This is a genomic window from Candidatus Polarisedimenticolia bacterium (assembly GCA_036004685.1).
Taxonomy (GTDB): domain Bacteria; phylum Acidobacteriota; class Polarisedimenticolia; order Gp22-AA2; family AA152; genus DASYRE01.
This window is the reverse complement of sequence record DASYRE010000049.1, coordinates 38,680-53,347: the sequence shown is the minus strand read 5'-3', so window position 1 is coordinate 53,347 and position 14,668 is coordinate 38,680. Positions and strand designations below refer to the sequence as shown.

9 protein-coding genes are annotated in these 14,668 nt (G+C 68.1%); 6 read left to right on the top strand and 3 right to left on the bottom strand.

Annotation, left to right across the window (positions count from 1 at the left end; translation table 11 throughout):
- Positions 1-14: 14 nt before the first annotated feature.
- Positions 15-419 carry a hypothetical protein gene (locus tag VGR67_13375; protein HEV8337401.1) on the top strand — a complete coding sequence of 135 codons (405 nt, stop codon included), beginning with the start codon at positions 15-17 and terminating at the stop codon, positions 417-419.
- Positions 420-779: 360 nt separating this feature from the next.
- Positions 780-1,337: a CBS domain-containing protein gene (locus VGR67_13370; GenBank protein ID HEV8337400.1), complete on the top strand. Its 558-nt coding sequence runs from the start codon at positions 780-782 to the stop codon at positions 1,335-1,337.
- Positions 1,338-1,356: 19 nt separating this feature from the next.
- Here the strand turns inward: VGR67_13370 and VGR67_13365 are convergent, their stop codons facing one another.
- Together VGR67_13365 and VGR67_13360 are read right to left on the bottom strand one after the other, a co-directional pair.
- The gene (locus tag VGR67_13365; GenBank protein HEV8337399.1) at positions 1,357-1,995 is read right to left on the bottom strand and encodes an NAD(P)-binding domain-containing protein; all 639 of its coding nucleotides are present in this window, start codon (positions 1,993-1,995) and stop codon (positions 1,357-1,359) included.
- A 135-nt stretch (positions 1,996-2,130) separates the two neighbouring features.
- Positions 2,131-4,833 (bottom strand): protein kinase, encoded by a 2,703-nt coding sequence (locus tag VGR67_13360; protein ID HEV8337398.1) that lies wholly within the window; start codon positions 4,831-4,833, stop codon positions 2,131-2,133.
- A gap of 96 nt (positions 4,834-4,929) precedes the next feature.
- Between VGR67_13360 and VGR67_13355 the strand changes: the two genes are divergently transcribed.
- On the top strand, positions 4,930-5,421 hold the full coding sequence (locus VGR67_13355) for a hypothetical protein (protein HEV8337397.1): 492 nt from the start codon (positions 4,930-4,932) through the stop codon (positions 5,419-5,421).
- Positions 5,418-7,577, top strand: coding sequence for a GDSL-type esterase/lipase family protein (locus VGR67_13350; GenBank protein ID HEV8337396.1), 2,160 nt, complete (start codon positions 5,418-5,420; stop codon positions 7,575-7,577). Before VGR67_13355 ends, VGR67_13350 begins: the two co-directional genes overlap by 4 nt.
- A 167-nt stretch (positions 7,578-7,744) precedes the next feature.
- On the opposite strand, the gene uvrA is transcribed toward VGR67_13350, so the two are convergent.
- Entirely contained in the window at positions 7,745-10,636 is a 2,892-nt protein-coding gene (uvrA, locus tag VGR67_13345; GenBank protein ID HEV8337395.1) for an excinuclease ABC subunit UvrA, read from the bottom strand.
- A 73-nt stretch (positions 10,637-10,709) separates the two neighbouring features.
- On the opposite strand from uvrA, the gene VGR67_13340 reads away from it, so the two are divergent.
- Together VGR67_13340 and VGR67_13335 are read left to right on the top strand one after the other, a co-directional pair.
- Positions 10,710-11,696, top strand: coding sequence for a D-2-hydroxyacid dehydrogenase (locus VGR67_13340; protein ID HEV8337394.1), 987 nt, complete (start codon positions 10,710-10,712; stop codon positions 11,694-11,696).
- Between the two features lie 178 nt (positions 11,697-11,874).
- Positions 11,875-14,643 (top strand): integrin alpha, encoded by a 2,769-nt coding sequence (locus VGR67_13335; protein HEV8337393.1) that lies wholly within the window; start codon positions 11,875-11,877, stop codon positions 14,641-14,643.
- The last annotated feature ends 25 nt before the right edge of the window (positions 14,644-14,668 follow it).

The following is a 14,668-nucleotide window of genomic DNA, read 5'->3' as shown; positions in this document are numbered from 1 at the left end:
CGAAGGAGGTTTGCATGAGGAATCCCGCTTGGCTTGCGGCATTTATGATTCTTGCCTCGACCGCCGCGATGGCGGGCCATCAAGTCGCGGTCCTGGACGGCACGAGCTGGAAGCTGCATGCCCATCCGGACGACATGGCCAAAGGGAAGGGGGCGGAGGAGTTCAAGCCCACGATGACGTTCGCCGACGGAAAGGTGACCCTCACCGACTCGCTCGGAGCGTTCGACGCTTCTCCCTATACTGTCGAGAAGTCCGACAAGAAGGAGTGGACCTTCAAGACGGAACAGTCGAGCCCGACGGAGGGCACCTCGGTGTGGACCGGGACGATTCATGAGAACACCATCGAAGGGAAGCGGATCTGGACGAAGTTGAACGGCGAGGTCTGGACCTACACCTTCAAGGGCGAGAAGCTGAAGTAACTCCCCGGGAACGGGGCCTGCCGTGCGCTGCCCGGGAGGCCCCGCGTTCTCGCGGCGAACACCTACCACCGCCGACTCCAGTAATAGCCGCCGCCTCCGAACAACAACAGGAGAACGACGATCAATAACAGCAGCCCCATATTGCTCATCGAGTCTCTCCTTTCGCCGTGGTCCTCGCTTCACACTCGGCGAGTATCAGCCGGAAAACGCCGGCGGCCCATAAGGTCAAACCCTACCCTGCCCTCGGAGCCGTTCCCGGCCGCGGGAGACCGTGAGGAGATAGTTAAGGTAGGGTTATGCCCCATGGGTCCCGACCGTATGCTGGCCGAGAATCGTCTCGGAGAGGATTCAGAAGGCGGGATGAAAGAAGAAGATATCTTCCCCGCCGGCCCGGGCTTGAGGAGCGGAAAAAATGGCAAGCCACGGCCGGGATTTCAAGCCACGACCCTGCAGAATCTGCAGAATCTCAAGGAGACCAGCATGAGGAAATGCCATGAAGTGATGACCAAGAATCCAGTGGTTTGCATGCCGGGCGATCTGGCGAGCAAGGTCGCTCAGATCATGAAGCGGGAGGACGTCGGTCCGGTGCCGATCGTCGAAAGCGAGCAAAGCCGCCGACTGATCGGCATGGTCACCGACCGCGACCTGGCGGTGAAGATGGTGGCGGAAGGGCGTGACGTGCTGACGACGAAGATCGATGAAGTCATGACCCGCCGCCTGGTGACGTGCCGCGCCGACGACGACGTCCAGAAGGCCCTCGAGGCGATGGGCGAGAATCAGCTGCGCCGCATCCCCGTCGTCGACGCGGACGACCGCATCGTCGGGATCATCGCCCAGGCCGATCTGGCCACGCGCCTGAACGAGCCGCAAAAGACGGCCGACGTCATCCGGAAGATTTCGCAATCGAACGCCGACTGAGCGGCGGGTAGCCGCGGGGCTAGGCGAGCAGCTTGAAAGCGTGCCGCCAATCGTTGCGCAGGAAGCCGGGGATGCACCAGAGGATGCACAGCGGCTCGATGGCGCGGGCCGCCTCCGCGCCGCCTAGATCACAGGCTTCCCAGCCGAACTGCTCCAGGATTCCGTAGACGATCTTCTTCGCCGTCTCGTCGTTCCCGCAGACGAACATCGTCGGCGGTCCGCCTCGGAGCTGCGGATTCACCATCAGGGCGCTGCCGACGGAGTTGAAGGCCTTGACGAAGCGGGCGCCGTCGAACTCGCGCTGGAGCCGCTCCATCAAGGAGTCCTCGAGGGTCGTGAAGAACCGCAGAACGCCGGCGACGGGCGGCGCCTCGGCAATCGGGTTGGTCGCGTCGATGACCGGCTTGCCGGCCAGGTTCGGCGGCTCGGCGGCGCGCAGCGCGTCGGCTGCCGCCGTCCCCTTCACTGCCAGGACAATGGCCTCCCCGAAGCGGGCCGCTTCGGCGAACCTGCCGACCCGCCCGGCCGGATTCTCCCTGGCCCAGTCCACGAGCTTCGCCGGCGACCGCGTTCCCATCATCACTTCGTGGCCATGCTTGAGAAAGCCGCCCGCCAGCGTCCGGGCCACCTCGCCCGATCCGAGAATGCCGATTTTCATGCGAGCCTCCTGTGCAGTGAATGAAGTCACTGCGTCGAAATCGCCGGGATGCCCGCCATCCTATTCCCGGACTGCCCGGTCGCAAAACGGAGGAACCCGGAGGGCGGCCTCCCGAGGGAGCCCCCGCCACGGGGCTCAGCGCGCGGGCGGCGTCGCGAGGGTCAGCAGCCAGAGCGACGACGCGCTGTGGTTGCGGCAGTAGGCGAGCATCCGGGCGTCGGGAGAGATGGCGGGCTCTTCGAGGAAGAGGTCCGATTCCGGAAAGCGCGTCACCTGCTGCAGCGCTCCTCCGGCGGCCGGCAGGCGCCAGATGTTCCGGTGGCTGGGCTGGACGTAGAGCCAGCGGCCGTCGGGCGAGTAGAAAAGATGGCGCATCCGTTCGTCGCCGGACGTCATCCTCTCCGGCGCACCCCCCGCGATCGGCACGCGATAGACCTGGCTGGCCCCTGTGACGTTGGAGGTGAAGGCGACGAAGCGTCCGTCGGGTGAGAAAACCGCATCCGCCTTGTCGCCCGGCGTGGAGGTGAGCGGCGTCGACCGGCGCGTGGCGAGATCGAACAGGTAGAGCTGGCTTCCCCCGGCATCCCGGTTCGTGTAGACCATCGTCCCTCCGTCGCGCGAGAGCGAGACCTCCGTCGCCCAGGACATCGGGGGAAGAATCTCCTCGAATCGGCTTCCATCGACCGCGGCGCGCCAGATCGAGTAGCTCAGGCCGGCGGCGACGTCGAACATCCGCGTCGTGATTAACTCGCGGCTGTCCGGGAACCAGCGGATGCCGAGGGAGCCGAGGTCTTCGCCGGGGAATTGGAGGCGCTCCAGCTTGCGGAACTCGCGATGCAGGAGCCACGGCTCCTGCTTGCCGAGGCGATCGCTGGTGAAAGCGATCCAGCGGCCGTCGGGGGAGAACGAGGGGCGGCCGTCCACCACCTGGCCCTGGCTGAGCGGCAGCTCCGGTCCTCCAGCCGAAGCGCCGTCGCCGGAAAGCGGCAGGAGTGTCAGGTTCATCGCCCCTTCCAGCTCGGTCACGGCGAGACGCCGCCCGTCACGAGGAAGCGCGAGATCGCGAAGGGTCCCGGTCATGAGGCCGACCGTCTGGGGCTCCCCGCGCGGCGCGCCGCGCGCCTCGTCGATCGGCACGGCCTGCAGGCGCGTCCCGCCGCGCAGGTCGCGGCTCGCGAACAGCAGCCGCTGCCCGTCCCAGGCGGGATGCGCCCCTTTAGCGATCTCGCGCGGCGCGCCGCCGGCGGTGGACAGGACCAGCACGCGCTCCGGATCGAAGGTGGAGAAATAGACCCACCGGCCGCTCGGCGAATAGAGAAGACGGACGATCTCCCAGCGCGAGGCGGCTCCCGGGAGCAGAGCCTGCGGCTCGCCGCCATCCGCCGCGACCTGAAGGATCGAGCGGTGCCCCTCCAGGCCGCTGACGTAGGCGATCTTCGTCCCCTCGGGATGCCAGGCCGGCGTATTGGCGTCCCGGGCGATGCGCCGGGCGGATCCGCCTAGCGCCGGAACGACCCAAAGATCGCCGCCGAACTTCCGGAACTCGTAGGAAAGGAATCCGCCGATCTTGATCATGCTGCTGCGCGAGGAGCGTGTGGAAACGAACGCCAGCGACTTGCCGTCGGGCGAGAACGCCGGTTGAAAATCCTCCGAGGGATCGTTCGTGACGTTGACTTCCTGCCCGCCGTCCACGCGGCGCACGTAAATCTCGAAATTGCCACCGCGGTTCGAAGCGAACGCCAACAGGCTGCCGTCAGGGGACCAGGTGGGCCATTCCGAAAGCCCGGGATCGTGCGTGAGGCGGGCGACCTCCGAAAGCCGAAGGCGGTCGGATGAGCCGCCTGAGCCCTTCCGGAGAAGGACTGCCGTCGTCAGGGAGGAGAGCAGCGCGATGGTCACAGCCGCTGCCCCCCAGGTCACCCACTTCCTCCGGTGCCGCTCCGTGCCGAGCGGGGAGATTGCCGCTTTCGTTCCGGGAGGCTCGGCCAGGGCGTCCTCGATCTCGATGCGGCCGTCGGCGATGTCGTGAAGCCGCCGGTCGGCGTCCTTTCGGAGGCAGCGTCCGAGGAGGCTCCGAATCCTCGGCGGCGTGGCGGGGGGAAGCGCCTTCCAGTCGGGCTCGCGCTCCAGGATCCGGGCGATGGTGTCGGAGACGGTCTCGCCGGCGAACGGCCTGAAGCCGGAGAGCATCTCATAGAGGACGCAGCCGAAAGCCCAGATGTCGGTACGGCGATCCGTCGGTTTCCCCCGCGCTTGCTCCGGGCTCATGTAGGCGGCCGTCCCGAGAATGACGCCGTGGCGCGTTCCGCCGCTGGTGATCGTCGGGGAGAGCGTTGCGTCCCGTGAAGGAAGCGCTTCGCTGAAGGCCTTCGCGAGGCCGAAATCGAGCAGTTTGATCTTGTCTTCCGCGGGAAGCTTGACGTTGGCGGGCTTGAGATCCCGGTGGGTCACTCCCTTGTCATGGGCCGCCTCCAGCGCTGCGGCGATTTGGCGGCCGAGATTCAGGGCCTCATCGGCCGGCAGGGCTCCCCGCGACAGGCGCTCCTGCAGGGTCTCGCCGGGAATCAGCTCCAGAACCAGAAACCGCACTCCGTCGATGTTCTCGAGGCCGTGGATGATTCCGATGCCGGGGTGATTGAGCGACGCGAGAACCCGCGCTTCCCGCTCGAACCGCGATAGGCGCTCGGGATCGCGCGCGAAAGCTTCGGGCAACACCTTGAGAGCTATCTCCCGCGCCAGCCTCATGTCCAGCGCGCGGTAGACCTCGCCCATTCCGCCCGCGCCGGCGAGGGAGAGGATTTCGTAGGGGCCGAGGCGAAAACCGGGAGCGAGCCGCATGATGGCCGAGCATTATATTCCAGAGAGCATGCGGAACGAGCCTCGACTCTTCCAGCCCCGCGGAGGTATCATCCTCGTGCTTTGACGGAGATTTCCATGACTTCGAGGAAGTTGCGCGGCGCTCTCGCCGCCGGAGCTTTGCTCTGCCTCGCCGGATTGCCCATTCCCACGGTGGCGGGGCGTTGGAAGCTGGCGGAGCAGGTCTACGGGTCAGGCAAGGCGAACCTCGCCACCGCGGAGGCGCCGGTGCGCCTCGAGTTCTTCGTGAGCGGCGGCCGTCTGACCGGCCGGATCTGGGCGGGGAACGACGCTGCGAGCGCGCTGCCGTGGCCGGCGCTGCTGACCGAGCATGGCCCGCGCCCGCTCGAGATCCGGCAGATGGTGATCGCCCCAGAGAATGATCGGGTGAGAGCCGTCTGCCGGACGAGAGCTGCTTCGCCGGACGAAGAAGTCTACGAAATCATCGAGGAGTACCGACTCTCCGAGGCCGGTGCCGTCCTCCTGGGCACGGTGACGATTCGCGCCGTCGGACCCGACGGATCCGGGGGCTCCTACGAGCTGCACCGCCGTTTCGAGAGGGAGCGGTGAGGCGGAGCCGGCTCACGGCGGCGGCGCTGCTCGCCTGCGTGGCGCTTCCCGCTCTCGCTCAGACGGTATCCGGGCATGCCTTCGAGGACCGGAACGGCAACGGCGTCCAGGACCCCGGAGAGCCGCCGCTTCCCGGAGTCGCGTTCCGGCTGGCGGGGAAGAAGGACGCCGGACCCGTGACCGACACCACGATCCCGACCGACGCCGCGGGAGCGTATCTCTTCTCACCAGGCAGCGGATGCTACGTCCTGCAGCCGCTGGATCCCCCGGAATGGCGCCTCGGCCCGGCGCGCTCCGACGGCTTTCCCCCTTCGACTCCCGGCTACACGGCGCCGGTCGGTCAGCCCCGCTTCGCCAAGCTCGACCAGGGGATCGCGCGTCTCCAGAGCGGGACCTTCCGCATCACGGCGATGGGGGACAGCATCGCGCGGAACTTCAACTTCTGCTCCTCCTCCGGAGCCTTCTGGTACACCCAACAGGTGCAATCGCGGCTGCTGTGCGCCTTCCCGGCGGCGACTTCCACCCTCGACCAGGCGGCGCAGCTCGGCGAGACCACGGACGACCTCCTGGTCGACGAGACGAACAACATGAACAACGTCTTCCGCGCGATCGAGGCGCAGCCGCAGCTCATCACGATCTCGGCGATCGGCAACGATCTGCTCGACGTCGATCCGCCCGCCAATCCGACTCAGGCCCAGATCAACCGGGCCGTCGCGGAGGTCCTGGACGCCCGGCAGAACCTGCAGGAGATCCTCTCGGTCCTGAGCTCGCAGGTGCCGGGAGCTGACATCGTCCTGAACAGCCTCTACGACAACCTGGCCTACAACTGCTCGACCGGTAACAGCAGCGACTTTCATCGAGCGTGGCTGCCGATCGTCGACCGGATCCTGCGGGATCTCGCCTGGGGGCAGTCGCGCCGCGTCTCGATCGCCGAGGCGGCGGCGGAATTTGCGCACGAGGACCAGCAGGGGGGCTGCTCCGGATTCGAAGGGAAGATCTGCCGGGACATCTTCCATCTGGACAACATCCATCCCAACAACGCCGGCTACAGCATCGTCCGCGAGAAGCTCTGGGAATCCGTGGGAGGCGTGAATCTCGGCCCCAAGGATGCGCTGGGACGGACCTCGATCGCGGGCGCGGACTACGGGTACCTCCGCCGCGTGCGCCGGCTCTTTCCGACGGTCTGGCAGACTCTGGGCGGGGCGACGGCGATCGATGCCGCCGCCGCGACGTCCGATCAGGACGGAGGCGCAGCCGCCCAGATCACCCTGGGCGCCGGCGGCGAAGAGTTCCGGCTCTCCGGGTTCCCCGACTGGTACGACGAGATTCAAATCGTGCGGGTGCTCGCGGGAGTCCGCTATCGCACGACCGGCGCGGTGGGGGACGACTTCTATCGCATGGAGGCCTCGGTCACCGGGCAGTTCCGGCCGCCGCCGGGGTTCAGCTACTCCCCCATGAACTGGAACTTCTTCACGCCGATCGTGGGAGGCGGCGGTCCGAACCAGCCCCCGGAAAACTCCGACTTTCCCGCCGAGAAGCTCCTCGCCCTCCCGAACGTCGCGTTGTTCCGGGAAGTGAGCGCCCTGCTGACGAAGAATCCCACGCTCCCGCCCGGCGCGGCTGAATATCAATGGCCCGCGCTGACCCATGACGAGCTTCCCGGAACCACGATCCGGGTCGCCTCGGCTCCCGTGGCGGGCACGTCCGGCAATGACGGCTATCAGGTGGAGCTGGATGCCGCCTGGCTGGATCTGTACGGCTGGGAGAAGACGAGACCTCCGGAGGTGTCCGGCGCGGGGGGGAACGGAGGGGGCGGCGCCGAGGCCTTGAAGGTGGAACGGCTTGCCGACGGATCCCTGCTCGTCTCTTTCGCGGCCGTCGCGGGGGCACAGCGCTACAACCTCTATATGGGACGGCTTTCGACGCTCCCCGCGGGGGCCTACGATCACGGCGCCGGCGCGCCGGCCGGCCCCCTTTGCGACGCTCCCGTCCAGAGCGCCGGGCCGGGCCGCCTCTCGATCCTGATTCCTCCGTCGGGCCAGCCCGGCGCCGACCTCTACCTCCTCGTCACCGCCCACGTCGACGACGTCGAGTCCCCCTCCGGCTTCCGCTCCGACGGGACGGAAATAGACCGCTCGCAATCGATCTGCCGCTGAGCCGATGGAGACCTTCCCGACCGGCCCGGCCGTCACCGGCCGAAGCCGCGCTCGAAGGGTCGCGGTGATTCTGGCGCGCTCCCTCACCTGAAGCGCGGGGCGCGGGAGATCGCGGCAGCGTGCGGCGCCCCTTGGCAGCCGCCGGGAAGGCGAGAGTCGGCGAAGGATCAGCGGGGACCGGAGAGGGCTCCGGGCTCGGCGACGCGCGCTTCGGGACCGGACGCCGGACGGCGGCTCTCGGGCGAAAGCACCCGGCGGAGGAACCTGCCGGTGGCGGACCCGGCGACGCGGGCGACCTCCTCCGGCGTCCCTTCGGCGATGATGCGGCCCCCCAGATCGCCGCCTTCCGGCCCGAGATCGATCAGGTGATCGGCCGTCTTGATCACGTCGAGGTTGTGCTCGATGACGACCACGGTGTTCCCCCCTTCGACCAGGGAATTGAGGACTCGAAGGAGCTTCTTGATGTCGTCGAAGTGGAGCCCCGTGGTCGGTTCGTCGAGCACGTAGAAGGTGCGGCCGGTGCTGCGCTTCGAGAGCTCCTTGGAGAGCTTGATCCGCTGCGCCTCTCCGCCCGAGAGGGTGGTGGCCGATTGCCCCAGCTTGATGTAGCCGAGGCCGACCGCCTCCAGCGTCCGGAGCTTGCCGGCGACGGCCGGGACGTTCTTGAAGAAGGCGAGAGCGTCGGAGACCGACATCTCCAGGACCTCGGCGATGTTCTTCCCCTTGTACCGGATCTCCAGAGTCTCGCGATTGTAACGGTGTCCCTTGCATTCCTCGCAGGTGACGTAGAGGTCGGGCAGGAAGTGCATCTCGATCTTGATGATGCCGTCCCCCTCGCAGGCCTCGCAACGCCCCCCTTTGACGTTGAAGGAGTAGCGGCCCGGCCGGTAGCCGCGGGCCCGCGACTCCGGAACCTCGGAGAACAGCTCCCGGATCGGCGTGAACAGGCCGGTGTAGGTGGCCGGGTTGGAGCGCGGGGTGCGCCCGATGGGGGACTGGTCGATATCGATCACCTTGTCGATCTGCTCGGCGCCGACCAGGCGGCGGTGCTTCCCAGGCCGATCCAGCGTCCGGTAGAGCTGCTTCGACAGCGCCTTGTAGAGCACCTCGTTCACCAGCGTGCTCTTGCCCGATCCCGAGACGCCGGTGACGGCGGTGAGCAGGCCGAGCGGGAACCGGACGTCGAGCGACTTGAGGTTGTTCTCGGCCGCCCCTTCCACCGCGAGGAATCTCCCGGTGGGCGGCCGCCGGCGCCCGGGGATCTCGATGCTCAGCTCCCCGGAAAGGTACTTCCCGGTGAGCGAGTCGGGAGAGCGCTCGATGTCGGCCGGAGAGCCCTGGGCGACCACCCGGCCCCCCGCCGCCCCGGCCCCCGGGCCGAGGTCGATCACGTGATCGGCCGAGCGGATCGTCTCCTCGTCGTGCTCGACGACGATCACGGTGTTGCCGAGATCCCGCATGGAGCCGAGGGTGTCGAGGAGCTTGCGGTTGTCGCGCTGATGCAGGCCGATCGAAGGCTCGTCCAGGACGTAGAGCACGCCGGTGAGGCGTGAGCCGATCTGGGTCGCCAGCCGGATCCGCTGGCCTTCGCCTCCGGAGAGGGTCGCGGCGGTACGGTCCAGGGTGAGATAGCCGAGCCCGACGTTGTCCAGGAACCCGAGCCGCTCGCGAATCTCCTTGAGGATCCGATGGGCGATGAACTCCTCTTTCTCGGTGAGGGGCAGCGCGGCGAACGTCTTCAGCGCCTGCTGGATCGTGAGGTGGGTGAAATCGACGATCCGCAAGCCCGCCACCCGCACGGCGAGGCTTTCGGGCCGCAGCCGCTCGCCGCGGCAGACGGTGCAGGGATGGAGCGACATGTATTGCTCGATCGCCTCCCGGATTCCGGGCGAGGTCGTCTCCCGGTAGCGCCGCATCAGGTTCGGGATCACCCCTTCGTAGGGGCGACGGAAGTAGTAGCGATTGCGGTGCTCGACGTACTCGAAGTCGAGCTCTTTCCCGCCCGTGCCGTGGAGAAGCAGGTCCTGCACTTTCCGGGAGAGGCGCTCCCAGGGCGCGCGCGGGTCGAACTTGTGGATCTTGGCGAGCGCCACGGCCGCCATCTTGAGCATGGAGGTGGAGAAGCCGAAGGTCCACTCCACACATCCCTCCAGGATCGACTTGGACGGGTTGGGAATAAGACGGGCGGGATCGATCTCCATCCGGGCGCCGAGCCCGCCGCACTCGGGGCAGGCGCCGTAGGGCGAGTTGAAGGAGAAGGCCCGCGGGGCCAGGTCGGGAACCGAGATGCCGCAGTGGCTGCAGGCCAGCCTTTCCGAGAACAGCAGATCCGGGCCCCCTTCCGCCACGTTGACCATGGCGAGACCTCCGGAGAGCTGGAGGGCGGTTTCCATGGAGTCGGTGAGGCGCGTCTTGACGTCGTCCTTCAGCACCAGCCGGTCGACGACGATCTCGATGCTGTGCTTGCGCTTCTTGTCGAGGTCGATGTCGTCGGATAGCTCGACGATCTTGCCGTCGACGCGGGCGCGGACGAAGCCCTTCTTCATCATCGCCTGGAGATCCTTCCGGTACTCCCCCTTGCGTCCCCGGACGATCGGGGCGAGAACCTGGAGGCGCGAGCCGGCGGGCATCGCCAGGACCTGATCGACGATCTGCTGGACGGTCTGCGAGGCGATCGCCCGGCCACACCGATGGCAGTGAGGGACGCCGACCCGGGCGAACAGGAGGCGCAGGTAGTCGTAGATCTCCGTGACGGTGCCGACGGTCGATCGGGGGTTGCGGCTGGTCGTCTTCTGCTCGATCGAGATGGCCGGCGAGAGCCCTTCGATGAGCTCGACGTCCGGCTTCTCCATCTGCTCCAGGAACTGCCGCGCGTAGGCCGACAGCGACTCGACGTAGCGGCGCTGCCCCTCGGCGTAGATCGTGTCGAAGGCGAGCGAGGATTTTCCCGAGCCGGAGAGGCCGGTAATCACCACGAGCCGGTTGCGGGGGATGACGAGGTCGATGTGCTTCAGGTTGTGCTCGGAAGCACCCTTGATGACGATTTGATCCTGGCTCATCCGAAGTTTATAGCATCCGCTCCTTCGGAGTGTCAAACGCAGGTCGGACGGCCCTTCTGCTAGAATCCGCGCGATGATCGACGTGCTCATCTATCTCGCCTCCCCGCATCGCGTCTGGAGCCTCGACGAGCGGTATCCGCGGCTCCTGGCCGAGAAGTTCCCGCAAGTCCGGGTGATCTCGGCGAGGAGCAAGGAGGAGTCGCTCGAGCACCTGGCCGGATCGGAGGTGCTTTACACCTGGAGCCTCCCCGAGCGGCACTTCGCCGCGGCCCTGCGGCTCCGGTGGCTGCACACTCCCTCCGCGGGCGTCGACGAGGTCCTGCATCCGGCCCTGGTGCGCAGCGGCGTGCGCGTCACCTGCTCGCGGGGCGTGTCGTCGGCCGCCCTGGCGGATCACGCGATGGGAATGATCCTCGCGTTCTCGCGCGGGCTCGCCGTCGCCCTGCGCGAGGCCGGGTCGGGAGCCTGGAACCGGGAGCGCTACTTCCAAGGAAACCCGATGCCCGTGGAGCTGGACGGGAGGACGCTCGGGATCTTGGGGTACGGGAGCATCGGCGAGGAGCTCGCCCGGAGAGCCCGGGGCTTCGGCATGAAGATTCACGCGCTGCGGCGCAACCGGACCGGCGGTGAAGGCCTCTGCGACCGCCTGTTCGGCCCGTCCCACCGAAGGGAGTTCCTGGCCTCCGCCGACGTTCTGGTGATCGCCCTGCCGCTCACGCCGCAGACCGCTGGGATGCTGGACGACGAAGCGCTCGCCGGCATGAAGCCTGGAGCTCTTCTGATCAACATCGCGCGCGGCGGGCTGATCCGCGAAGACGCCCTCGTCCGGGCCCTCGAGTCGGGGCGGATCGCGGCCGCCGGCCTCGACGTCTTCGCCGAGGAGCCCCTGCCCGCCACTTCGCCCCTCCACCGGCTTCCCAACGTCCTGCTCACCCCGCACATCGGCGGGCTTCACCCGCACTACCTGGACCGGGCGACGTCGATCTTCATCGTGAACCTCGGCCGGTACCTGAGGGGGGAGTCGCTCCTCCATGAAGTGGACAAGCACGCCGGCTATTGACGCCGCCCTTGGATCGCGGCGCCGGCACCGGCGGCTTACGGTTCTGTAAGCCTTGCGGGGAGGGGCTTCTAACGAAATGTGACGTTGCCGGGGAGCCGCTTTCAGCGTATCGTTCAGGCCCCGGTCCGGCGATCGACGGCCCCGGAAAGCCGCTCGGTCACCAAGGAGAAGCCCCCCCTTGCTCCGTTTGCGGACTTTCGCGAGCCTCATCCCGCTCCTTCTGACTCTCGTCACCCCGGCCCGGCCGGCCGACCGGAAGGAGCCTCTCTTCGGAGCGCCTCTGGCCGGCGGGCCGATCCTTTCGGCATCGCGGGCGCCCGATCGCGCTGCCCGAATCGGCGGCGACTCCGGGGAGGAAACGGCCTCCCGGAGCGCCATGGACCGCAATTTCCGCCAGCTCAAGGATCGAGGGTTCTGGGCGCGCTCCGGCGGCGGCCTGCTTCTCCGGGGGAGCGATCGGGGAGTGGAGATCTCGGCCCCCTCCCGCCAGGACGTCGGCTGGAAGCTCCGCCTGCGGGTTTCGGGATTCGGGAGACAGGACTCGGTCGCCGCGCTGGGGCCCGGAAGGGCAGGATCGAAGGGGAATCGTTTCGAGATACGGCGCGAAGGGGTGACGGAGTGGTACGTGAGCGGGGAGGAAGGAATCGAGCAAGGATTCTCCGTCTTCCGGCCCCCGCCGGGCCGGGGGACGGGACTTCCGGTTCTCCTCGAGATGACGCTGGCGAAGGGAGGAGGAGCGGCCCCGGTCGAGGGAGGAGGCGCGATTCTCTTCCGGAACTCGGTGGGCGAGCCGGCCTTGAAATACTCACGCCTGAGAGTGACCGACGCGACCGGCGCCGTGGTTCCGGCCGAGATCGTCCTGGACGGCCTCCGGATGTCGATCCGGATCGACGATGAAGAGGCCCTCTATCCTCTTCAGGTCGATCCGCTCTTCACCTCTCCGAGCGCGGTTCTATCAGGCTCGGCATCGGGGGACCGGTTCGGGCAATGGGTCGCGGCGGCGGGCGATGTCGACGGCGACGGGTACGGAGACCTGCTCGTTGGCGCGCCCTATCATGACAACGGCGATTTCCGCTTCGGGCGCGCCTATCTCTACCGGGGAGGTCCCGCGGGTATCGAGACGATCGCCGCCTGGGTCGCGGAAGGGGACGAGATCGGTTACGGTTTTGCCGGAAGGATCGCGGGCGCCGGCGACGTCAATGGAGACGGCCTGGACGATGTCATTGTCTCGGGGGTGAGCCGCGCGTTCGTCTTCCTGGGCTCGCCTGCCGGCCTTGCCGTCTCGCCCGACTGGAGCTCCGATCCCGCGGCGACGGCGGCGGGGGCCGGATTGTCGGTGGCGGCTGCCGGGGACGTCGACGGCGACGGCTTCGGCGACATCCTGATCGGCTCGACCGGCTCCTCCCTGGGAGGGGACGCTCCCGGAAAGGTGTTTCTGTTCGGAGGATCGCCCTCCGGTCCCGCGTCTTCGCCGTCCTGGATCGCGCAAGGCGACCAGCCCGGCTCGGCATTCGGGTACGCCGTCGCCCCGGCGGGGGACGTCGACGGCGACGGCTACGACGACGTGATCATCGGAGAGCCCGGCTACGACTATCCGGAGCCGCTCGATCGGCCCAATGCCGGGAAGGCTCTGGTCTACCGGGGCTCCGCGACGGGCCTCGGCGCCGAGCCGGCCTGGACCTCCAACCTCGTCAACCGCTTCGCGTTCCTCGGCTCGGCCGTGGCGGCGGCGGGCGACGTGAACGGGGACGGCCACGCCGACGTCCTGATCGGCGGCTTCAACGGCTTCGGAGGAGAGCAGGGAGTCGCGCAGGTCTACCTGGGCTCCCCCTCGGGAGTGGCTGCGATGCCGGCCTGGACGGCGGTCGGCGCGCACCTGCTGGCGCATTTCGGAACGTGCGCCTCCGGGGCGGGCGACGTGGACGGGGACGGATTCGACGACCTCCTCGTGGGCGAGCCCGATTTCGATCGGAGCCTCGAGGAGGAGTCGGTCGGCCGAGGCTATCTCTACCGCGGCTCCGCGGCGGGTCCGCAGTCGCCCACGTCGCTCATCCTCGACGGTGAAAGCTCCTTCGAAATGCTCGGCCAGGCGGTCGCCGGGGCCGGGGACGTGAATGGAGACGGCTTTGCGGACGTCGTGCTCGGCGCTCCCACCGATGGCCGCGGCCCCGGCCGGGCGTTCGTCTACGCCGGCGTACCGGCGAACCGTCCTCCCGTGGCGCACGTGGCGGTGCCGTCGCGGGCGGAGTGCGCTTCCGCCGCGGGGACGGCCATCACGCTGGACGGATCGGGCTCGGCCGATCCCGACTCGAGCCCGGGGACCCACGACGACATCCGGTCCTTCGAATGGCTCGAGAATTACGGTCAGTCGGGACAGACCTCGTTGGGGACGGGCGAGACGATCCAGGTGATCCTGGGCCTCGGCGCCCACGCGATCACGCTGCGCGCGGTCGATCGCGGCGGCGCCGAGGCGCTCGCGACCGCGAGCGTGTCGATCGTCGACACGCAACCTCCGGCGGCGACCCTACGGCTCACTCCCTCCCTGCTCTGGCCGCCGAACCACCGGATGGCCGTCATCCATGCCGCCGTCGAGGCGACCGACGCTTGCGGCGGCGCCCGCGCGCTTCTGATGAGCGTGTCGAGCGACGAGCCCGACGACGCCGCCGGCCTGGCGGACGGAGCCACCGTCGGCGACATCCAGGGGGCCTCCCTCGGGACCGCCGATTTCGACCTGCTGCTCCGAGCGGAACGATCCGAGGCGGGAGACGGGCGCACCTACACGATCGTCTACCGAATCTCCGACGCGTCGGGGAACGTCTCGCTGGCGGGCGCCGCCGTGATCGTCCCGGTGTCGCGCTCCGAAGCGGTCGCGGAACCTTCGCGGACGCCTGTGCCGCGGGAGGCCGGTTCCGGCAAATTCGATGGGGGGAGCGGGGCGAGGCGCTAGGCCCGGCGGGGAATCGCCGGAGGCG

Bases quoted from the DNA above. Each gene is read 5' to 3' on its own strand.
- VGR67_13375 (HEV8337401.1), top strand. From the start codon at position 15: ATGAGGAATCCCGCTTGGCTTGCGGCATTTATGATTCTTGCCTCGACC.
- VGR67_13370 (HEV8337400.1), top strand. From the start codon at position 780: ATGAAAGAAGAAGATATCTTCCCCGCCGGCCCGGGCTTGAGGAGCGGA.
- VGR67_13365 (HEV8337399.1), bottom strand. From the start codon at position 1,995: ATGAAAATCGGCATTCTCGGATCGGGCGAGGTGGCCCGGACGCTGGCG.
- VGR67_13360 (HEV8337398.1), bottom strand. From the start codon at position 4,833: ATGCGGCTCGCTCCCGGTTTTCGCCTCGGCCCCTACGAAATCCTCTCC.
- VGR67_13355 (HEV8337397.1), top strand. From the start codon at position 4,930: ATGACTTCGAGGAAGTTGCGCGGCGCTCTCGCCGCCGGAGCTTTGCTC.
- uvrA (HEV8337395.1), bottom strand. From the start codon at position 10,636: ATGAGCCAGGATCAAATCGTCATCAAGGGTGCTTCCGAGCACAACCTG.
- VGR67_13340 (HEV8337394.1), top strand. From the start codon at position 10,710: ATGATCGACGTGCTCATCTATCTCGCCTCCCCGCATCGCGTCTGGAGC.